Source organism: Pseudomonas gebzensis (assembly GCF_034427815.1).
Lineage (GTDB): Bacteria > Pseudomonadota > Gammaproteobacteria > Pseudomonadales > Pseudomonadaceae > Aquipseudomonas.
In genome coordinates, this window is the sequence record NZ_JAXQNS010000005.1 from 275,105 (window position 1) to 295,238 (window position 20,134).

The following is a 20,134-nucleotide window of genomic DNA, read 5'->3' on the forward strand; positions in this document are numbered from 1 at the left end:
GTCGGTTACCCCAGCGACCGGGGTTTCTTTTGCCTGCGATTTCCGAGGGGCTGCTCGCCGCCCTCAGATGGCGCCAGCGCGTCGCAACTGGGCAATCGCCGCCGCGTCGTAGCCCAAGGCCGCCAGCACCGCATCGGTGTGTTCGCCCAGCGCCGGCCCCACCCACTCCGTGCCGCCCGGTGTTTCCGACAGTTTGGGCACGATGCCAGGCATCTTGAACGGCTTGCCGTCGGGAAGGGTGGCCTGCAACAGCATGTCGCGGGCCAGAAATTGCGGATCGCTGAACATGTCTTCGGCTGAATAGATACGGCTGGCCGGCACCTGGGCAGCCGTCAGCGCGCGCATCACCTCGTCCAGCGACAAACCATTGACCCAACGGTCGATGACCCCATACAGCTCGTCGCGGCGCAGATCGCGGCCGTCGTTGCTGGCCAGTGCCGGGTCTTCGGCAAGGTCGGGGCGGCCCAGCGCGTGCATCAGCCGCTTGAAGATGGCATCACCATTGGCGCCGATCTGCACGTGCCGGCCATCGGCGCTGGTGTGGATACATGAGGGGGTGATGCCCGGCATGATGTTGCCGGTGCGCTCGCGGATGAAACCAAACACGTCGAATTCCGGGACCATGCTTTCCATCATGGCGAAGATTGCTTCGTACAGCGCCACGTCGACCACTTGTCCGCCACCGCCGTTGACCTCGCGATGGCGCAAGGCCATAAGCGCACCGATCACGCCCCACAATGCGGCAATCGAGTCGCCGATGGAGATGCCCGTGCGCACCGGCGGGCGATCGGCGAAGCCGGTGATGTAGCGCAGCCCGCCCATGGATTCGCCCACCGCGCCAAATCCCGGCTGATCTTTCATCGGCCCGGTCTGGCCAAAGCCCGACAGGCGCACCATCACCAGTCGCGGGTTGAGCGCATGCAGCACGTCCCAGCCCAGGCCGAGCTTTTCCAGCACGCCGGGGCGGAAGTTCTCGATCAGGATGTCGGCCTCGCCGAGCAGGCGCTTGAGCACGTCGCGGCCGGCTTCGTGCTTGAGGTTGAGGGTCAGCGACTGTTTGTTGCGTGCTTGCACGAACCACCATAGCGAGGTGCCTTCATAGAGCTTTCGCCATTTGCGCAGCGGATCACCGCCATCCGGGGATTCGACCTTGATCACCTCGGCGCCGAACTCGGCGCAGATGCGTGAGGCGAAAGGGCCGGCGATCAAGGTGCCGAGTTCGATGACTTTGAGGCCGGCGAGCGGTTTGCTGGGCGTAGACATGCGACGTTCCATGGCAGCGGGGCAGAGCGGGGGTTCTATCACAGGCGGCAGCGACCCGATACCGCCTGCCCCTGGGTCAGCGGGCCGCCGTTGAGGGTTCGGATCGGTTAGACTGGCGGACTTTTTCGACACCGAGCACGAAGCCCTTCCTATGGCCCAGCCGTCCACCACCTACAAATTCGAACTGAACCTGACCGACCTCGACCGCAGCGTTTACGAAAGCGTGCGTCAGACCATCGCCCGCCACCCTTCGGAAACCGAGGAGCGCATGACCGTTCGTCTGCTGGCCTACGCGCTTTGGTACAACGAGCAGTTGTCGTTTGGCCGTGGCCTGTCAGACGTGGATGAAGCGGCATTGTGGGAAAAGAGCCTGGATGACCGCATCCTGCACTGGATCGAAGTCGGCCAGCCCGATGCCGACCGTCTCACCTGGTGTTCACGGCGGACCGAACGCACCAGCTTGCTGGCCTACGGCAGCCTGCGCGTCTGGGAGACCAAGGTGGTCGGCGCGGTGAAGTCGCTGAAGAACCTCAACATCGCTGCCGTGCCGCAAGAGGTGCTGGACGTGCTGTCCAAGGACATGCCGCGCACCATCAAGTGGGACGTGATGATCAGCGAGGGCACGGTGTTCGTCACCGATGACCGCGGCCAGCACGAAGTGCAACTGCAATGGCTGCTCGGTGAGCGCGGCTGACCTGACTTTCACCTGATTACCGAAGACCCCATGCGTATCGAACCTCGAGCACTGCCTTCGCCGTTGCCTGTGCTGGGCAACCTGCCACCCTTGCTGACCCGCTTGTATGCCGCCCGTGGCGTTCAGAGTGAAGCCGAACTGGACAAGAGCCTGGCACGGCTGCTGCCCTATCAGCAGCTCAAGGGTATCGACGCTGCGGTCGAACTGCTGGTCGAGGCCATCGACCAGGGCCAGCGCCTGCTCATCGTCGGTGACTTCGACGCCGACGGCGCCACGGCCAGCACCGTGGGGGTGCTGGGGTTGCGCCTGCTGGGTGCGGCGCACGTCGATTACCTGGTGCCCAACCGCTTCGAATATGGCTATGGGCTCACCCCGGAGATCGTTGCAGTGGCGCTGCAGCGTCAGCCGCAGTTGCTGATCACGGTCGATAACGGCATTTCCAGCGTCGAAGGCGTGGCGGCGGCCAAGGCCGCGGGGCTCAAGGTGCTGGTCACCGACCATCACTTGCCAGGCCAGCAGTTGCCCGACGCCGATGCCATCGTCAACCCGAACCAGCCGGGCTGCGAGTTTCCCAGCAAGGCGCTGGCTGGCGTCGGCGTGATCTTCTACGTGCTCATGGCCTTGCGCGCGCGCCTGCGCAGCCTTGGCCGCTACGCCCACCAGCCGCAGCCGAACATCGGCGAACTGCTCGATCTGGTGGCCCTGGGCAGCGTGGCTGACGTGGTGCCGCTCGATGCCAACAACCGCATCCTTGTCCACCAGGGCCTGGAGCGGATCAGGGCCGGGCGCGCGCGACCGGGGCTCAAGGCCATCCTGGACGTGGCGCGTCGTGACCACAGCCGGCTGACCTCCACCGACCTGGGCTTTATCCTGGGCCCGCGTTTGAACGCCGCTGGGCGTCTGGACGACATGAGCCTGGGCATCGAATGCCTGCTCTGCGAAGACGCAGCCACGGCGCTCGACATGGCCCAGCAACTGGACGGGCTCAACCAGGATCGCAAGAGCATCGAGCAAGGCATGCAGCGCGAGGCCCTGGCCCAGCTCAAGGACATTGCCGTCGAGACCTTGCCCTACGGCCTGTGCCTGTTCGACGCCGACTGGCACCAAGGCGTCATCGGTATCCTCGCCTCGCGCCTGAAAGAGCGCTATCACCGGCCCACCATCGCCTTTGCCGACGCCGGTGACGGGTTGCTCAAAGGCTCGGCGCGTTCGGTCCAGGGCTTTCACATTCGCGATGCACTGGACGCCGTTGCGGCCCGCCACCCTGATCTGATCAGCAAGTTCGGCGGGCATGCCATGGCAGCGGGTCTAACCCTGCCTGCCGAGCATTTTTCGGCGTTTTCCCAGGCGTTTGACGACGAAGTGCGCCGGCAGCTGGTCGAAGAAGACCTCACCGGGCGGCTGCTGTCCGATGGCAGCCTGGCGGTTGAAGAGTTTCACCTGGAACTGGCCCGCGCCCTGCGCAATGCCGGGCCATGGGGCCAGCACTTTCCCGAGCCGCTGTTCCACGGCGTGTTCCAGCTGGTGGAGCAGCGCATCGTCGGTGAGCGTCATCTGAAGGTGGTGCTGAAAAGCGAATGTGGCGCCGTGCGCCTGGACGGTATCGCCTTCGGTGTGGATCGCGACATCTGGCCCAATCCGACCGTGCAATGGGTGGAGCTGGCCTACAAGCTCGACGTCAACGAGTTCCGTGGCAATGAAAGCGTGCAATTGTTGATTGCCCATATCGAGCCTCGCTGAGGGCGCTGTGCGGCCGGGTGGACTGCGCGCTGGGTGGCGTCAGGCGGGCATCGTCTCAACTCCTCTCAAGCCGCGCGCAGTGCCAGGTGCGTTAAAACCCGTCGAACCTTTGAACCGGTGAAATAACCCCAGCCGCGGGCGTTGCCCCAGGCAGTGATCAGCCCCGCCATGTGCCAGGTGGAGTCAGGCCTGCTGGGCCTTATGCCACGTGAAATTATCCCGGCGGCGTGCGTCGCCCCAGCCGGTATTCGGCCCGGCCCAGCGCCAGGTGCAGTCAGGCCTGCTGGGCCGTTGAGCACGTGAAACTAACCCCGGGCAGCAGGCGTCGCCCCAGCCGGTATTCGGCCCGGCCCAGCGCCAGGTGCAGTCAGGCCTGCTGGGCCGTTGAGCACGTGAGACTACCCTGGGCAGCAAGCGTCGCCCCAGCCGGTATTCGGCCCGGCCCAGCGCCAGGTGCAGTCAGGCCTGCGGGGCCGGTCGGGACGCTGGGCGAATCGAGGCAAGGGCGTTTCCCTAGCCACTGTCCGCTTGCAGGGCTGGCCGGTTGCGACCTGAAAACCGCACCGCTCAGGGCTCGCCCGGCGAATCAGTGGGAACCATTGCCCTGGGCAAACTGGTCTAGTCTCAGAGAAGTGGTACCGGATCCAGGCTGCACATGAGTGTCCGGGCCGCATTACCCTTGGAGTCCTGGGAGGTCTTTCCATGAGCCTGCTGCTAGAGCCCTACACCCTGCGTCAGTTGACCCTGCCCAATCGCATCGCCGTATCCCCCATGTGCCAGTACTCTGCGGCCGATGGCCTGGCCAACGACTGGCATCTGGTGCACCTGGGCAGCCGCGCGGTGGGCGGCGCCGGGTTGGTCATCAGCGAAGCGACGGCAGTGACGGCCGATGGCCGCATCACCGCCGGCGATCTTGGCCTGTGGTGTGACGAGCAGATTGCGCCGCTGCAGCGTATCACCCGCTTCATCACCGCCCAGGGCGTCGTGCCCGGTATCCAGCTGGCCCATGCCGGTCGCAAGGCCAGCACCCACCGACCCTGGGTCGGCAAGCATGGCAGCGTGGCCGAAGGGGAGGGCGGCTGGCAGCCGGTCGGGCCTTCGCCCATCGCGTTCGATCCCGAACACAGCGCACCGCGCGAGCTGTCCGAACAGGACATCGCCGACATCATCCAGGCCTTCACGGACGCCGCTCGCCGTGCGCTGACGGCAGGTTTCAAGGTGGTAGAGGTGCACGCCGCCCACGGCTACCTGCTGCATCAGTTCCTCTCGCCCCTGAGCAATCAGCGTCGCGACGGTTACGGCAGCTGCTTTGAGAACCGCATCCGCTTGACCCTCGAGGTGACTCAGGCGGTGCGCGATGTGTGGCCTGCCGAGCTGCCACTGTTCGTGCGCGTGTCGGCCACCGATTGGGTGGAAGACGGTTGGAATCCGGACGAGACCGTGGAGCTGGCGCGACGTCTGCGGGCCATGGGTGTCGATCTCATCGATGTGTCTTCGGGCGGCACCTCGGCCAATGCCGAGATCCCGACGGGGCCTGGCTACCAGACGCGTTTCGCCGAGCGCGTGCGCAAGGAGTCTGAAATGGCCACCGGTACCGTGGGCATGATCACCGAACCCGCCCAAGCCGAACACATCCTGCGTACCGGCCAGGCGGACTTGATATTCCTCGCCCGCGAGTTGCTGCGCGACCCGTACTGGCCACTGCATGCCGATGATGACCTGGGCGGGCATCAGGCGACCTGGCCCGCGCAGTATCAACGTGCGACCAGCCGGGCTAGCCCGATTCATGAATCCGATTTGCGTGACTGAGACGGTGCGCAGCGCAGGGTGGCTTCACCGCTCACCGCGCTGAAGCGGGCTGGCGGGCCGGTCGCGCCAACAGCGGCGTGTAACGTTTGAAATGGGTACGCACTCGTGGAAGCGGCCGATCGGGCGCCCCGGAGGGTCGTGATGGGCGGCTCAGCTGGCCTGGCTCGGGCCGCGGCAGTGGTGGTGTATCAGGTGGCAGCGTTGGGCCGGCTGCGCCGGCCATCGCGGCAACAGCCGCTCCTACCCCGCTGTGCTCGCCAAACCCTCACGCTGGCAGACACACGCAACCCTTGTAGGGGCGAGTTTGCTCGCAATGGGCGGCACCGCCGCCCACGACCTGCTCGCCGTACCGCCTGAACGAGCGGGTTGCTGTCGCCGGGCTGCTGCGCAGCCACCGCGAGCAAGCTCGCTCCTACATGCTCCATCAAGCGGCCCCTCGCGGCTGAAGTCAGGCCACTTGTAGGCGCGAGCTTGCTCGCGATGGGCGGCGCAGCCGACCCAAGGCTGCCACATCGATATCCCTGCCTATGCGCGCGCCACCGCCACCACGCGCAACGCCGAGTAACATCCCGTCTCAAATCCCTCGACCGCTCGCCGCCCACCTCTGAACCGCCGTCGGCACGGGCCAGTCTCACGTTGGGTACCCCATTCCCTGTTCTCGGAGACACCGGCATGAACACCCGCGGCTTGCTCGACCAATTGCTCAAATCCGGCCAAGACCTGCTTAAGCAGCACGCCGGCAAAACACCGGGTGCCTCATCGGGTTCCGGTTCCGGTTCCGGCCTGGGTGGCCTGTTGTCCGGCATGGGCAGCGGAGCCTTGGGCGCGGGGGCGCTGGGCGCGCTTCTGGGCAACAAGCGAACCCGCAAGGCGGGCGGCAAGGCCGTCAGCTACGGCGGTCTGGCCGCGCTCGGCATGCTGGCCTACAAGGCTTATGGTGCTTGGCAGGCCAATCAGGCCAACGCCAATCAAGCCAATCAAGCCAACCAGGCCTATCAGGCCAACCCCAACCAGGCCCCTCAAGCCGATTCGACGAGTTCTGCCAACGCCGCCTTTGCTTCCCACTCAGCCAACCCCATCACCAACCTGTCCCGCGAGCCGCAAACCCTCGACCGCGTACCCGCTGACCAGGCCGAACAACACTGCCAAGCCGTGCTGCAGGCGCTGGTCGCTGCCGCCAAGGCCGATGGCCATGTCGATGAGCGCGAACGCGCCTTGATCGAGGGTGAGCTCAGCCGCCTGGACAGTGACCCCGAACTGCGCCAGTGGCTGCAAGCCGAACTGGCCAAACCGCTGGATCCGACCGAGGTGGCGCAAGCCGCCAAGACGCCGGAAATGGCCGCCGAAATGTTCCTGGCCAGCCTGATGATGGTCGATGAGGAGAACTTCATGGAGCGTGCCTACCTGGACGAGCTGGCCCGGCAACTGAGCCTGGACCCGGGCCTGCGCCAGGAGCTGGAGTCTCAGGCACGGCTCGCGGGCGCTCAGCAAGCTGGCTAAATGCTATTGATGTAGGCAAGGACGCCTTCGCTACCGGAACTTCTCCCGCAATTGCGTAGGAAGCCTAGGCTATACTCGTGCGATTTTCCCCCGCTTGTAGTGGACCCCTGAGGGCTGAACGTGAAGAACTGGACCATGCGCCAACGGATTCTGGCGAGTTTCGCCGTGATCATCGCCATCATGCTGCTGATGATCGTGGCGGCCTATTCCAAGCTGGTGGCCATCGAGTCCAGCGAAGAGGCGGTCGGCTCCGACAGCATTCCCGGGGTGTACTACAGCTCGATGATCCGCAGCGCCTGGGTCGACAGTTACGTCAGCACCCAGCAGCTGGTCGGGCTGTCGCGCCACCGTGAGGTCACCACCGCCGATGGCGAGATGTTCAAGGCCTTCGACGAGCGCCTGCATCAGTCGATGAGCAGCTACCAGCAGACCATCCGCACCCCTGAAGACCGCGCCAGTTTCGACGCCTTCGTGGTCATGCAGCAGCGCTATGTGGAGCTGATCGGGCAGGTGCTCCAGGCTTACCGTGAGCAGAACTACCCCGAGGCCGAGCGGCTGATCATCGAAGTCCTGACCCCGGCCTGGGCCGAAGGCCGCAAACACCTCAACGATGTCATCGAACGCAACCGTGACCGTGCCAATGACGCCTCCAGCGACATCGTCGCGGCCGTGGCCACGGCCAAGGTCAGCATGATCGTGTCGCTGGGGCTGGCGATCATCGCTGCGGGCATTTGCGGCTTGCTGCTGATGCGCGCGATCTTCGACCCCATGCAGAAAATCGTCATGGCGCTCGACCGCCTGCGTTCGGGCGATCTGAGCATGCGCCTGGACCTGGCGCGGCGTGACGAATTCGGCGCCATCGAGACCGGCTTCAACGAAATGGCCGAGTCGCTCGCCAGCCTGGTGTCCCAGGCCCAGCGTTCATCGGTGCAGGTGACCACCTCGGTGACCGAGATCGCCGCCACCTCCAAGCAGCAGCAGGCCACCGCCACGGAAACCGCCGCCACCACCACCGAGATCGGCGCCACCTCGCGTGAAATCGCCGCTACCTCGCGCGATCTGGTGCGTACCATGAGCGAAGTCACCAGTGCCGCCGACCAGGCGTCGAGCCTGGCCGGTGCCGGTCAGCAAGGCGTGGCGCGCATGGAAGACACCATGCACCAGGTGATGGGCGCCGCCGAGCTGGTCAACGCCAAGCTGGGCATCCTCAATGAGAAGGCCGGCAACATCAATCAGGTGGTGGTGACCATCGTCAAGGTGGCCGACCAGACCAACCTGCTCTCGCTCAACGCCGCCATCGAAGCCGAGAAAGCCGGTGAATATGGCCGCGGCTTTGCCGTGGTCGCCACCGAAGTGCGCCGCCTGGCGGACCAGACAGCCGTGGCCACCTACGACATCGAGCAGATGGTGCGTGAAATCCAGTCGGCGGTGTCGGCCGGTGTCATGGGCATGGACAAGTTTTCCGAAGAAGTGCGCCGCGGCATGTTCGAGGTGACCCAGGTCGGCGAGCAGCTCACGCAGATCATCCAGCAGGTGCAGGCCCTGGCCCCGCGCGTGCTGATGGTCAATGAGGGCATGCAGGCCCAGGCCACCGGCGCCGAGCAGATCAACCAGGCGCTGGCCCAGCTCAGCGATGCCAGCACCCAGACCGTGGAATCCCTGCGCCAGGCCAGCTTCGCCATCGACGAACTGAGCCAGGTCGCGGCAGGCCTGCGCGGCGGCGTTTCGCGGTTCAAAGTCTGACCGGCCATGAGCGACTCGAGTGATCGCGTGGCGCCGCAGCGCCCAGGCAAGGGCACGTTGTACCTGCTGTTTCGGCTCAAGGCCGAACGCTTTGCCCTGGATGTGCGTGAAGTGATCGAAGTGCTGCACCATCGCCCGCTCAAGCCCATTGCCCAGGCGCCGGACTGGGTTGCGGGGGTGTTCGCCCATCGCGGCGTGCTGATCCCGGTCATCGACCTGGCGCAACTGACCTTCGGTGCGCCCTCGCAGCAGCGCACCAGCACGCGTCTGGTGCGGGTGCATTACCGGCCGCGCGACGGACGTGACCTGCAACTGGGGCTGATCCTCGAACAGGCCAGCGAGACCTTGCGCTGCCATGCCGAAGACTTTCAGCCCTATGGCCTGGACAACCCCGATGCGGCCTACCTGGGCCCGGTGCGCCAAGACGAGCGCGGCCTGGTGCAGCGTATCCAGGTCGCTGACCTGCTGCCCGAGGCCGTGCGCCAGTTGCTGTTCCCGCTGGGCGACAGCGAGGTGCTGGCATGAGCGACAATCGCTTCTTCCGCTTCTTGCAGGTGCGCATCGGGCTCGATGTCGAATCGGTCGGGGCCGGCATGGTCGAGCGCGCATTGCAGCAGCGTTGCCTGGCGATACAGGCGCGTGACCTGGACGACTATTGGCTGCACCTGCAGCAGTCGGCGGTCGAGCAACAGGCGCTGATCGAGGCGGTGATCGTTCCGGAGACCTGGTTCTTCCGCTACCCGGACTCGTTCGCAGCCCTGGTGACCCTGGCCCGCAAGTGCATCGCCGCGCACGGCCCGAGCCGCCCGCTGCGCCTGCTCAGCCTGCCGTGCTCGACCGGCGAAGAGCCCTATTCGATCGCCATGGCCCTGCTCGACAGCGGCCTTGCGCCCAGCAGCTTCAGCATCGATGCGATGGACATCAGCCCGTTGTCGATCGCCAAGGCCGAGCAGGCGCTGTATGGCCGTAACTCGTTCCGTGGTACCGATGTGGCGTTTCGCGAGCGGCATTTCAGTGAAGGCGAGGAGGGCCACCACCTGCATCCGCGCGTGCGTGCGCAGGTCACGTTGCAGGTCGGTAACGTGTTGGACCCGGCGCTGCAGGCGCGTGACGGGCAGTACGATTTCGTTTTCTGTCGCAACCTGCTGATCTACTTCGACCTGCCCACCCAACAACGCGTGTTCGAGGTGCTCAAACGCCTGATGCAACCCAGTGGCGTGCTGTTCATCGGCCCGGCCGAAGGCAGCCTGCTGGCGCGCCTGGGCATGCGCCCGGTGGGCATTGCGCAGTCGTTCGCCTACGTGCGCCATGAACCGCCAGCGCGGGTGCCGCCCACACCGCGCGCGGCGCTGGCCAAGCCACCTGCGCCTGCGGCCCCTTTTGCGGCAACGCCACCTGCGCCCGCCGCCCCGAGCCCGTTCGCGACAGCGCCACGTGTGCAGGGCAGCCTGCGCCCGACGCTTGCGCCGAGCCCGCCGGCACGTGGCGCCGCGCCCGAGACCGAAGGCCAACTGCTGGCGCAGATCGCTCAGCAGGCCAATGCCGGTGACAGCCGCAGCGCACGTGCCAGCTGCGAGCGCTACCTGCGCCAGTTCGCCCCCAAGGCCCAGGTGTATTACTGGCTGGGCCTGCTCAGCGACACCGAAGGCCAGGCCCAGCAGGCCCAGGGCCACTACCGCAAGGCGCTGTACCTTGACCCTCAGCACCTTGAGGCACTGATGCACCTGGCCGCGCTGCTCGCCGCCCAGGGCGATGAGACGGGTGCCCGGCGCCTGCAGCAACGCGCCGCGCGGGCCACGCGGGAGGCTGAACGATGAGCGACACCGATTCCCTGAGCGTGCTGAGCGACACCGACGCGCCAATCGACGATTGCTGGAACCGCATCGGCGTGCACGGCAACAAGCAATGCCCGTTGCTCGTTCCGCACATTCACTGCCGCAACTGCGAGGTCTACGCCGCGGCCGCAACGCGCTTGCTCGACCGCTACGCACTGATGAGCGACGACCCGCCCGAGGCCTTGGCGACCGGCGAAGACAGCACCGGCCGCTCGCTGTTGCTGCTGCGCCTGGGCGAGGAGTGGATGGCGCTGGCCACGGTGTGCCTGGCGCAAATCGCCCCGGTCCAGCGTGTGCATGCCTTGCCGCACCAGCGTGCGCGGGCATTGCAAGGGGTGGTCAACGTGCGCGGCGCGCTGGTGCCGTGTCTGTCGCTGGCGCAACTGCTCGGCCTGACGCCGGGCCCGGCCCCGGAGCGCGCGACCCGCAGTGTGCCGCGCATGCTGATCGTTGCCGCCGACGGCGGCCCGGTGGTGCTGGCGGTCGATGAGGTGGACGGTATCCACCGCCTTGATCCGGCACGCCTGGACGACGACCACGAGGCTGCCGAGTTCACCCAGGCGGTGTTGCAGTGGCGCGGCCGCAGCGTGCGGGTACTGGATGAACGACAGCTGTTGTCTGCCATCAACCGGAGCCTGTCATGACCCCCGAGCAAATGCGCGACGCCTCGTTGCTCGAACTGTTCGGCCTGGAAGCCGAAGCGCAGACCCAGGTGCTCAGCGCCGGCCTGATGGCCCTGGAACGCAGCCCGACCCAGGCCGATCAGCTGGAAGCCTGCATGCGTGCGGCGCACTCGCTCAAGGGCGCGGCGCGGATCGTTGGCGTCGATGCCGGGGTCAGCGTCGCCCATGTGATGGAAGACTGCCTGGTGGCGGCGCAGGAGGGTCGCTTGCTGCTGCGCCCGGAGCACATCGATGCGCTGTTGCAGGGCACCGACCTGCTGATGCGCATCGCCACGCCCAGCGACACCGCCAGCGCTGCCGGCGTGGCGCCGTTCCTGGCACTGATGGCCAACCTCCTTGACCCCGCTGCGCTGGCGCCTGCCGGCCGCCTGGCACCGCCCCTTGCTACGCAGCGGGCTGCGACGGTGCCAGCGGCGCCATCGAGGCCGGCCCTGGCGGCGGCTGAACCCAGCATGCCCGAGCCGGCCGAGCCCGTACCCCGGCGCACGGCGGGCGAGGGTGGCGAGCGGGTGTTGCGGGTGACCGCCGACCGCCTCAACAGCCTGCTCGACCTGTCGAGCAAATCCCTGGTCGAGACCCAGCGCCTCAAACCCTACCTGGCCACCTTGCAGCGCCTCAAACGCATGCACGGCCAAGGCATGCGCGCCCTCGATGGTCTGCGCGCGCAGCTGGAACGTGGCGGGCAGAGCCTTGAGGTGCTTGAAGCCTTGGCGCAGACCCAGCGCATGCTGGTCGAGACCCAGCAGATTCTTGCCCAGCAAGCCGCCGACCTCGACGAGTTCGGCTGGCAGGCCAGCCAGCGCGCGCAACTGCTGTATGACACCGCGCTGGCCTGCCGCATGCGCCCCTTCGCCGACGTGCTCACCGGGCAGAGCCGAATGGTGCGTGACCTTGGCCGTTCATTGGACAAGCAGGTGACGTTGCAGATCGAGGGTGAAAAGACCCAGGTCGACCGCGACGTGCTGGAGAAGCTCGACGCGCCGTTGACCCACCTGCTGCGCAATGCCGTGGACCACGGCATCGAGCTGCCGGAGCAGCGCCTGCTCGCAGGCAAGCCGGAGGCTGGGGTGATTCGTCTGCGCGCCTCGCACCAGGCCGGCTTGCTGGTGCTGGAGCTGACCGACGACGGCGCCGGCATCGACCTCGCGCGCCTGGGCCAGAGCATCGTAGCGCGCGGCTTGTCGCCCGCCGAAACGGTGGCGCAGATGAGCGAGGATGAGCTGCTGAGCTTCCTCTTCCTGCCCGGTTTCAGCCTGCGTGACACCGTCACCGAGGTGTCCGGGCGGGGCGTCGGGCTGGATGCCGTGCAGCACATGGTGCGCAACCTGCGCGGCTCGATCACGCTGAGCCACACGCCAGGGCAGGGCTGCCGTTTCCACGTCGAAGTGCCGCTGACCCTGTCAGTGGTGCGCAGCCTGGTGGTTGAGGTGGGCGGTGAGGCGTACGCGTTCCCGCTCGCGCATATCGAGCGCACCCTCGATGTGCCCGCCGAAGACATCGTGCAGATCGAGGGGCGCCAGCATTTCTGGCATGAAAGTCGACACATTGGCCTGGTGGCCGCCAGCCAGCTGCTCAACCGGCCGGCCGCCCAAGGCGAACAGGCCAGCTTGCGGGTGGTGGTCATACGTGAGCGTGAACAATTGTACGGGGTGGCCGTGGAGCGCCTGGTCGGTGAGCGGGTGTTGGTGGTGATGCCGCTCGACCCGCGCCTGGGCAAGGTGCAGGACATCTCCTCGGGCGCTTTGCTCGACGACGGCTCGGTGGTGCTGATCATCGACGTCGAAGACCTGCTGCGTTCGGTGGAAAAACTGCTCACCACCGGGCGTCTGGAGCGCATCGAGCGTAGCCCGCAGGCAGGCCGCGGCCTGGTACGCAAACGCGTGCTGGTGGTCGATGACTCGCTGACCGTGCGCGAGCTGCAGCGCAAGCTGCTCGGCAATCGCGGCTACGAGGTCGCGGTCGCGGTCGACGGCATGGACGGCTGGAATGCCCTGCGCAGCGAAGACTTCGATCTGCTGATCACCGACATCGACATGCCGCGCATGGACGGTATCGAGCTGGTGACGCTGGTGCGGCGCGACAATCGGTTGCAGTCATTGCCCGTGATGGTGGTGTCCTACAAAGACCGCGAAGAGGACCGCCGCCGCGGTCTGGACGCTGGCGCCGATTACTACCTGGCCAAGGCCAGCTTCCATGATGATGCCTTGCTGGATGCGGTGGTCGAGCTCATTGGAGGGGCACAGGGATGAAGATCGCCATCGTCAACGACATGCCAATGGCCGTGGAGGCCTTGCGCCGCGCCATTGCCTTCGAACCGGCGCACCAGGTGATCTGGGTGGCGAGCAACGGCGCCGAAGCGGTCAGTCGCTGCAAGGAACAGACCCCGGATGTGCTGCTGATGGACTTGATCATGCCGGTCATGGATGGCGTCGAAGCCACCCGCCTGATCATGGCCGAGACGCCGTGCGCCATCGTTATCGTGACTGTCGACCGCAAGCAGAACGTGCACCGCGTGTTCGAGGCCATGGGCCACGGCGCGCTGGATGTGGTCGACACCCCCGCGCTGGGGGCGGGAGATGCCCGCGAAGCCGCCGCGCCCTTGCTGCGCAAGATCTTCAACATCGGCTGGCTGATCGGCCAGCAGCGCCCCAGCGCGCCGCGCAGCATGCCGGCGCCGTTGCGCCAGGGCACACAGCGCCGTGCGCTGGTGGCGATCGGCTCCTCGGCCGGTGGGCCGGCGGCGCTGGAAGTGCTGCTCAAAGGGCTGCCCAAGGATTTTCCGGCCGCCATCGTGCTGGTCCAGCACGTCGACCAGGTGTTTGCCAGCGGCATGGCCGACTGGCTGGCCAGTGCCTCGGGCCTGCCGGTGCGCCTCGCCCAGGAGGGCGAAGCGCCGCAGCCGGGGCAGGTATTGCTGGCCGGGACCAACCACCACCTGCGGCTGTTGCAGAACGGCACGCTGGCCTACACGCCCGAGCCGGTCAACGAAATCTACCGACCCTCGATTGATGTGTTCTTTGAAAGCGTGGCGCGCTACTGGGACGGTGACGCGGTCGGGGTGCTGCTCACCGGCATGGGCCGCGACGGCGCCCAAGGGCTGAAGCTGATGCGCGAGCAAGGTTTTCTGACCCTCGCCCAGGACCAGCAGAGCAGCGCGGTGTATGGCATGCCCAAGGCTGCGGCGGCGATCGACGCTGCCGTGGAAATCCGCCCGCTGGAACGTATCGCCGGGCGCCTGACGGAAATTTTTTCGAAATGACGATAGTTGAGTCTTGCCGTGTGATCGGCAGTGGCCAGGTGAACAGGCATGAATGATTTACTGCTGGAGGGCTTCAACGCGGCCGATGAAAATTCGGCGATGGTCCTGCTGGTCGACGACCAGGCAATGATTGGTGAAGCGGTGCGCCGCGGGCTGGCCAATGAAGACAACATCGACTTCCATTTCTGCGCCGACCCGCACCAGGCGGTGGCCCAGGCCATCCGCATCAAGCCGACGGTCATCCTGCAGGATCTGATCATGCCTGGCCTTGACGGCCTGACTCTGGTGCGCGAGTACCGCAACAACCCGGCGACCCAGGACATTCCGATCATCGTCCTGTCGACCAAGGAAGACCCGCTGGTCAAGAGCGCGGCCTTCGCCGCCGGGGCCAACGACTACCTGGTCAAGCTGCCCGACAACATCGAGCTGGTGGCGCGCATCCGTTATCACTCGCGCTCGTACATGACCCTGCTGCAGCGCGACGAGGCCTACCGCGCCCTGCGCGTGAGCCAGCAGCAGTTGCTCGACACCAACCTGATGCTGCAGCGGCTGATGAACTCCGACGGCCTGACCGGGCTGTCCAACCGCCGCCACTTCGACGAGTACCTGGAGCTGGAATGGCGCCGCGCCATGCGCGAGCAGAACCAACTGTCGCTGCTGATGATCGATGTCGACTATTTCAAGGCGTTCAACGACACCTTCGGCCACCTGGCCGGCGACGAAGCGCTGCGCCAGGTGGCCGACGCCATCCGCCGCTCCTGTGCCCGCCCCAGCGACCTGCCAGCGCGTTATGGCGGCGAAGAGTTCGCCTTGGTGCTGCCCAACACCTCGCCCGGCGGCGCGCGCCTGGTGGCTGAAAAACTGCGCCAGACCGTACTGGCGCTGGACATCGCCCACACCACGCCGCAGGCCGATTCGCGCCTGACCGTGAGCATCGGCCTGGCCACCCACACACCCGCCATCGGCAGCCCATGCCGGCAACTGATTTCGGCGGCGGACAAGGGGCTGTATACGGCCAAGAACGAGGGGCGTAACCGGGTGGTGGTGGCTTGAGGCAGGCAGGAGGGTGCGCGCGGCTTGCGGGCAGTGATTGCGGTTGACACGCACCGTCAGACGGCCTGCCGTCGACCGGCAGACTGGTTTATACTCGTCGGCTTTTCACCGAATCCTGCGCGAGAGTCCCCGACCATGGAAATCCAACCGATCCGTAACACCATCAAGGACCTCACCGAGCGGTCCCAGTCGATTCGGGGGTATCTTTGACTACGATCACAAGCATGATCGTCTGACCGAAGTTAACCGCGAGCTGGAAGACCCCAACGTCTGGAACAAGCCTGAATACGCCCAGGCCCTGGGCCGCGAGCGCGCCATGCTCGAACAGGTCGTCAATACCCTCGACACCCTCGCCAACGGCCTGGCCGACTGCGAAGCCTTGCTCGAGATGGCGGTCGAGGAAGATGACGAAGGCACCGCCAACGACGTCGAGACCGAGCTGCAGGCCCTCGAAGAGGCCCTGGCCAAGCTCGAGTTCCGCCGCATGTTCAGCGGCGAGATGGACATGAACAACGCCTACGTCGACATCCAGGCCGGCTCTGGCGGCACCGAAGCGCAGGACTGGGCCAACATCCTCCTGCGCATGTACCTGCGCTGGGCGGACAAACGCGGTTTCGACGCCACCATCATCGAGCTGTCCGAAGGTGAAGTGGCCGGCATCAAAGGCGCCACCGTGCACATCAAAGGTGAATACGCCTTCGGCTGGCTGCGTACCGAAATCGGTGTGCACCGCTTGGTGCGCAAGAGCCCGTTCGACTCCGGCGCGCGCCGCCACACCTCGTTCTCGGCCGTGTTCGTGTCGCCCGAAATCGACGACAAGGTCGAGATCGACATCAACCCGTCCGACCTGCGCATCGACACCTACCGCTCCTCCGGCGCCGGCGGCCAGCACGTCAACACCACCGACTCGGCGGTGCGGATTACCCACGTGCCGACCAACACCGTGGTGGCGTGCCAGAACGAACGCTCCCAGCACGCGAACAAGGACACCGCCATGAAAATGCTGCGGGCCAAGTTGTACGAGCTGGAAATGCAGAAGCGCAATGCCGCGTCCCAGGCCCTGGAAGACACCAAGTCGGACATCGGCTGGGGTCATCAGATCCGCTCCTACGTGCTCGATGACTCGCGCATCAAAGACCTGCGCACCGGCGTCGAGCGCAGCGACTGCAACAAGGTGCTGGACGGCGACATCGACCAGTACCTCGAAGCGAGCCTCAAGCAGGGGCTGTAAGCCGCACACCTCCGTCGCGGTGCCGGCCCCTGAGCCGTACCGCGCGCCTGCCCGACAGGGGCATCGAACACTGATGGAAAGAATGACGAAATGAGCGACCTCAAGACCGAAGCGCAAGACCTGCAACAGGAAGAAAACACCCTGATCGCCCTGCGCAAGGAAAAGCTGGCAGCCGAGCGCGCCAAGGGCCAGGCCTTCCCCAACGACTTCCGCCGCGACAGCTACTGCAATGACCTGCAGAAGCAGTATGTCGATCAGACCAAGGAAGCCCTGGAAGCTGCAGCGATTCCGGTCAAGGTCGCTGGGCGCATCATGCTCAACCGTGGCTCGTTCATGGTCATTCAGGACATGACCGGGCGCATCCAGGTCTACGTCAACCGCAAGACCCTGCCAGCCGAAACCCTGGCCGAGGTGAAAACCTGGGACCTGGGCGACATCATCAGCGCCGAAGGCACCCTGGCCCGTTCCGGCAAAGGTGACCTGTACGTCGAGATGACCCAGGTGCGCCTGCTGACCAAGTCCCTGCGCCCGCTGCCAGACAAACACCACGGCCTGACCGACACCGAGCAGCGCTACCGCCAGCGCTACGTCGACCTGATGGTCAACGAAGACACCCGCCACACCTTCCGTGTGCGCTCGCAGGTGATTTCGCACATTCGCCAGTTCCTCATCGAGCGCGACTTCCTCGAAGTCGAGACGCCGATGCTGCAGACCATCCCCGGCGGCGCCGCGGCCAAGCCGTTCGAGACGCACCACAATGCCTTGGACATGGCCATGTTCCTGCGCATCGCCCCGGAGCTGTACTTGAAGCGCCTGGTGGTTGGCGGCTTTGAAAAGGTCTTCGAGATCAACCGCAACTTCCGTAACGAAGGCGTCTCGACCCGGCACAACCCCGAGTTCACCATGCTCGAGTTCTACCAGGCCTACGCCGACTACCGCGACAACATGGACCTCACCGAGGAACTGTTCCGCGAGCTGGCGCAGAAGGTCCTGGGCAGCACCGACGTGCCGTACGGCGACAAGCTGTTCCACTTCGGCGAGCCGTTCGTGCGCCTGTCGGTGTTCGATTCGATCCTCAAGTACAACCCCGAGCTCACCGCCGCTGACCTGCAGGACGTCGATCGCGCCCGCGCCATCGCCAAGCAGGCCGGCGCCAAGGTGCTCGGCCACGAAGGCCTGGGCAAGCTGCAGGTGATGATTTTCGAAGAGTTGGTCGAGCACAAGCTGGAGCAGCCGCACTTCATTACCGAGTACCCGTTCGAGGTCTCGCCGCTGGCACGTCGCAACGACGACAACCCTGCCGTGACCGACCGCTTCGAGCTGTTCATCGGTGGCCGCGAAATCGCCAACGCCTACTCCGAGCTCAATGACGCCGAAGACCAGGCCGAACGCTTCCTGGCCCAGGTGGCCGAGAAGGACGCCGGCGACGACGAAGCCATGCACTATGACGCCGACTTCGTGCGCGCGCTCGAATACGGCATGCCGCCTACGGCCGGCGAGGGCATCGGTATCGACCGCCTGGTGATGCTGCTCACCAACTCCCCGTCGATTCGCGACGTGATCCTGTTCCCGCACATGCGTCCACAGGCCTGAGCTGAATGAACGAGCCGCCTTTCGAGGCGGCTTTTTATTGTCTGATTCTACTGTTTGGCTGCACTGGCCTCTCTGCGGCCAAGCCTGCCATGAGGTGCTCTGATTGACCGCAGCCACCCCTCCACAAGGCGCCGCCGGCATCGCCAGCGCCGTCGCCGAAAGCGTGCAGTACCAGGGTCGCAAGACCGCCCGCCAAGGCAGCGAGCAGCGCCGCCAGCAGATACTCGATGCGGCCATGCGCATTGTCGTGCGCGACGGCGTGCGCGGCGTGCGTCATCGCGCAGTGGCGGCGCAGGCGCAGGTGCCGCTGTCGGCCACCACCTACTATTTCAAAGACATCGAAGACCTGCTGACCGACACCTTCGCCCAGTACGTCGCGCGCAGCGCCGACTACATGGCCACACGCTGGGCGGCCACCGAAGGGGTGCTGCTCGAATTGATCGCCCGCGGCGATGGCAGCCCAGCGGCGCGGGCGCAGCTGGCCGATGAAGTGGCGCGCATGGCGGTGGACTATGTCATCCGGCAACTGCACACCCGCCGCGACTACCTCATCGCCGAGCAGGCGTTTCGCCAGGAGGCGCTGCTGTGTCCGCGCCTGGCCGAACTGGTCAGGGCCCATGAGCAGATCCTCCTGCACGGTGCGCACCAGCTGCTGCAGGTGATCGGCTCGCCGCAGCCCGAGCAGGACGCGCTGATGTTGACGGCCCTCATCGAGCAGATGGAATATCAGGGCCTGCTCAACAACGCCGATGCACAGGCCGAAACCCGGATGCTCGCGTTGCTCACGCGCTTTCTGCACCTGGTGCTGGCGGCGGGGTAGGCCAGGTTTGCACGGCGATCTGATGATGCCCACGCACGCGCAGATCCCGCTCAGGGGGCGACGGACGTTCGGTCAAGCGATTGGCGCCGCTGCGCGATCCATCGCGGCCGACCGCAGCGCCGGACCGGCCGCTCCTGCAGGACCGTGTGCATTTCAGGCGATACGTCAGTCGTTGAGGAGCAACGTGGGTCGCGGTGGGCTGCAAAGCAGCCTCACATACCCGCCATTGAGCGCATGTGAGCGACATTGCGCCCAACTACTGCCTGCTGTCGACACCGCAAGAGCGAGCCACACATTCCACAGATACAACCGATGCGCGAACCCGTCATTCAAGGAGCTCTCGATGAAACCCTGGCAAGTGCTGTTGACGTTGTCATTCCTGCTGTTGGGTGGTTGTCTGGACACCTTCGAAACCCCCTTGCCCGGCGCTCAGGCCGCGCCCAAGGCGTTGCTCGGCCAGTGGCGCAGCAAGGACGCCTGGGGCGAGCCGCTGACGTTGACCATCACCCAGGCCAAGGGCACCACCTACCAGGCTGTGGCTCGCGGCAAAGACAGATCGGTACACACCTATCGCTTCAGCGTGACTCGGCATGGCAACCGCTGGTACGTGTCGGGCGCCGCGCCGGCGGCCAGTGGCCATGGCTTCGTCATCGGCGGCTTCGAGCTGAACGACGAGCATCAATTGCTGCTCTACACCCTGGACCGTGAGCAACTGCGCCAGGCCGTGCGCCAGCAGGAACTGAGCGGGCGCAGCGTGGCCGACAGCAACGACAGCAGCGACAACGGCCAGGGACTGCACATCGACAGCCCTGCCGAGCGCGTGCTGGCCTACCTCGACGACCCTGCCAATTCCGACGTCTTCGTGGAAACCGCGCGCTTGCAGCGCGCTCGCCCGTAAGCGCCTCAAGGAG

At 65.8% G+C, this 20,134-nt stretch carries 16 protein-coding genes; 15 read left to right on the forward strand and 1 reads right to left on the reverse strand.

Annotated features, from left to right (window positions below; translation table 11 throughout):
- Positions 1 to 63: 63 nt before the first annotated feature.
- Positions 64 to 1,275, reverse strand: coding sequence for a CaiB/BaiF CoA transferase family protein (locus SJI00_RS12085; RefSeq protein ID WP_416221023.1), 1,212 nt, complete (start codon positions 1,273 to 1,275; stop codon positions 64 to 66).
- A 139-nt stretch (positions 1,276 to 1,414) separates the two neighbouring features.
- On the opposite strand from SJI00_RS12085, the gene SJI00_RS12090 reads away from it, so the two are divergent.
- From SJI00_RS12090 to SJI00_RS12160, 15 genes are all read left to right on the forward strand, one after another.
- Positions 1,415 to 1,957 (forward strand): YaeQ family protein, encoded by a 543-nt coding sequence (locus SJI00_RS12090; RefSeq protein ID WP_322461941.1) that lies wholly within the window; start codon positions 1,415 to 1,417, stop codon positions 1,955 to 1,957.
- A 30-nt stretch (positions 1,958 to 1,987) separates the two neighbouring features.
- The gene (gene recJ / locus SJI00_RS12095) at positions 1,988 to 3,697 is read left to right on the forward strand and encodes a single-stranded-DNA-specific exonuclease RecJ (RefSeq protein ID WP_322461942.1); all 1,710 of its coding nucleotides are present in this window, start codon (positions 1,988 to 1,990) and stop codon (positions 3,695 to 3,697) included.
- Between the two features lie 702 nt (positions 3,698 to 4,399).
- Positions 4,400 to 5,506: an NADH:flavin oxidoreductase/NADH oxidase gene (locus tag SJI00_RS12100; protein ID WP_322461943.1), complete on the forward strand. Its 1,107-nt coding sequence runs from the start codon at positions 4,400 to 4,402 to the stop codon at positions 5,504 to 5,506.
- A 672-nt stretch (positions 5,507 to 6,178) separates the two neighbouring features.
- Positions 6,179 to 7,006, forward strand: coding sequence for a tellurite resistance TerB family protein (locus SJI00_RS12105; RefSeq protein ID WP_322461944.1), 828 nt, complete (start codon positions 6,179 to 6,181; stop codon positions 7,004 to 7,006).
- A gap of 120 nt (positions 7,007 to 7,126) precedes the next feature.
- Positions 7,127 to 8,749 carry a methyl-accepting chemotaxis protein gene (locus tag SJI00_RS12110; RefSeq protein WP_322461945.1) on the forward strand — a complete coding sequence of 541 codons (1,623 nt, stop codon included), beginning with the start codon at positions 7,127 to 7,129 and terminating at the stop codon, positions 8,747 to 8,749.
- A 6-nt stretch (positions 8,750 to 8,755) separates the two neighbouring features.
- A complete protein-coding gene (locus SJI00_RS12115) occupies positions 8,756 to 9,274 on the forward strand; it encodes a chemotaxis protein CheW (protein ID WP_322461946.1) in 519 nt (172 codons plus the stop codon).
- A complete protein-coding gene (locus SJI00_RS12120; protein WP_322461947.1) occupies positions 9,271 to 10,566 on the forward strand; it encodes a protein-glutamate O-methyltransferase CheR in 1,296 nt (431 codons plus the stop codon). The genes SJI00_RS12115 and SJI00_RS12120 overlap by 4 nt, the downstream gene beginning before the upstream one ends.
- Positions 10,563 to 11,228 (forward strand): chemotaxis protein CheW, encoded by a 666-nt coding sequence (locus SJI00_RS12125; RefSeq protein ID WP_322461948.1) that lies wholly within the window; start codon positions 10,563 to 10,565, stop codon positions 11,226 to 11,228. Before SJI00_RS12120 ends, SJI00_RS12125 begins: the two co-directional genes overlap by 4 nt.
- Positions 11,225 to 13,516, forward strand: coding sequence for a hybrid sensor histidine kinase/response regulator (locus tag SJI00_RS12130; RefSeq protein WP_322461949.1), 2,292 nt, complete (start codon positions 11,225 to 11,227; stop codon positions 13,514 to 13,516). The genes SJI00_RS12125 and SJI00_RS12130 overlap by 4 nt, the downstream gene beginning before the upstream one ends.
- On the forward strand, positions 13,513 to 14,526 hold the full coding sequence (locus SJI00_RS12135) for a chemotaxis response regulator protein-glutamate methylesterase (protein WP_322461950.1): 1,014 nt from the start codon (positions 13,513 to 13,515) through the stop codon (positions 14,524 to 14,526). Before SJI00_RS12130 ends, SJI00_RS12135 begins: the two co-directional genes overlap by 4 nt.
- Positions 14,527 to 14,574: 48 nt before the next feature.
- Complete coding sequence (locus SJI00_RS12140) at positions 14,575 to 15,579, forward strand: PleD family two-component system response regulator (protein WP_322461951.1); 1,005 nt, start codon at positions 14,575 to 14,577, stop codon at positions 15,577 to 15,579.
- Between the two features lie 135 nt (positions 15,580 to 15,714).
- Positions 15,715 to 16,810, forward strand: a protein-coding gene (gene prfB / locus SJI00_RS12145; RefSeq protein WP_322461952.1) for a peptide chain release factor 2 whose coding sequence is annotated in 2 segments (ribosomal slippage) — positions 15,715 to 15,786 and positions 15,788 to 16,810 — 1,095 coding nt in all. Because the reading frame shifts where the segments join, the coding sequence is not laid out codon by codon here.
- 90 nt (positions 16,811 to 16,900) lie between these two features.
- Positions 16,901 to 18,403: a lysine--tRNA ligase gene (gene lysS / locus SJI00_RS12150; protein WP_322461953.1), complete on the forward strand. Its 1,503-nt coding sequence runs from the start codon at positions 16,901 to 16,903 to the stop codon at positions 18,401 to 18,403.
- Positions 18,404 to 18,506: 103 nt separating this feature from the next.
- The gene (locus SJI00_RS12155; RefSeq protein WP_322461954.1) at positions 18,507 to 19,223 is read left to right on the forward strand and encodes a TetR/AcrR family transcriptional regulator; all 717 of its coding nucleotides are present in this window, start codon (positions 18,507 to 18,509) and stop codon (positions 19,221 to 19,223) included.
- A 343-nt stretch (positions 19,224 to 19,566) separates the two neighbouring features.
- Positions 19,567 to 20,121: a hypothetical protein gene (locus SJI00_RS12160; RefSeq protein WP_322461955.1), complete on the forward strand. Its 555-nt coding sequence runs from the start codon at positions 19,567 to 19,569 to the stop codon at positions 20,119 to 20,121.
- The last annotated feature ends 13 nt before the right edge of the window (positions 20,122 to 20,134 follow it).

What these genes read in the sequence shown, in the direction of transcription:
- SJI00_RS12090 (WP_322461941.1), top strand. Translation starts at nt 1,415, where the DNA reads ATGGCCCAGCCGTCCACCACCTACAAATTCGAACTGAACCTGACCGAC.
- SJI00_RS12140 (WP_322461951.1), top strand. Translation starts at nt 14,575, where the DNA reads ATGAATGATTTACTGCTGGAGGGCTTCAACGCGGCCGATGAAAATTCG.
- SJI00_RS12100 (WP_322461943.1), top strand. Translation starts at nt 4,400, where the DNA reads ATGAGCCTGCTGCTAGAGCCCTACACCCTGCGTCAGTTGACCCTGCCC.
- SJI00_RS12125 (WP_322461948.1), top strand. Translation starts at nt 10,563, where the DNA reads ATGAGCGACACCGATTCCCTGAGCGTGCTGAGCGACACCGACGCGCCA.
- recJ (WP_322461942.1), top strand. Translation starts at nt 1,988, where the DNA reads ATGCGTATCGAACCTCGAGCACTGCCTTCGCCGTTGCCTGTGCTGGGC.
- SJI00_RS12160 (WP_322461955.1), top strand. Translation starts at nt 19,567, where the DNA reads ATGAAACCCTGGCAAGTGCTGTTGACGTTGTCATTCCTGCTGTTGGGT.
- SJI00_RS12120 (WP_322461947.1), top strand. Translation starts at nt 9,271, where the DNA reads ATGAGCGACAATCGCTTCTTCCGCTTCTTGCAGGTGCGCATCGGGCTC.
- SJI00_RS12135 (WP_322461950.1), top strand. Translation starts at nt 13,513, where the DNA reads ATGAAGATCGCCATCGTCAACGACATGCCAATGGCCGTGGAGGCCTTG.
- SJI00_RS12105 (WP_322461944.1), top strand. Translation starts at nt 6,179, where the DNA reads ATGAACACCCGCGGCTTGCTCGACCAATTGCTCAAATCCGGCCAAGAC.
- SJI00_RS12085 (WP_416221023.1), bottom strand. Translation starts at nt 1,275, where the DNA reads ATGGAACGTCGCATGTCTACGCCCAGCAAACCGCTCGCCGGCCTCAAA.
- lysS (WP_322461953.1), top strand. Translation starts at nt 16,901, where the DNA reads ATGAGCGACCTCAAGACCGAAGCGCAAGACCTGCAACAGGAAGAAAAC.
- SJI00_RS12130 (WP_322461949.1), top strand. Translation starts at nt 11,225, where the DNA reads ATGACCCCCGAGCAAATGCGCGACGCCTCGTTGCTCGAACTGTTCGGC.
- SJI00_RS12115 (WP_322461946.1), top strand. Translation starts at nt 8,756, where the DNA reads ATGAGCGACTCGAGTGATCGCGTGGCGCCGCAGCGCCCAGGCAAGGGC.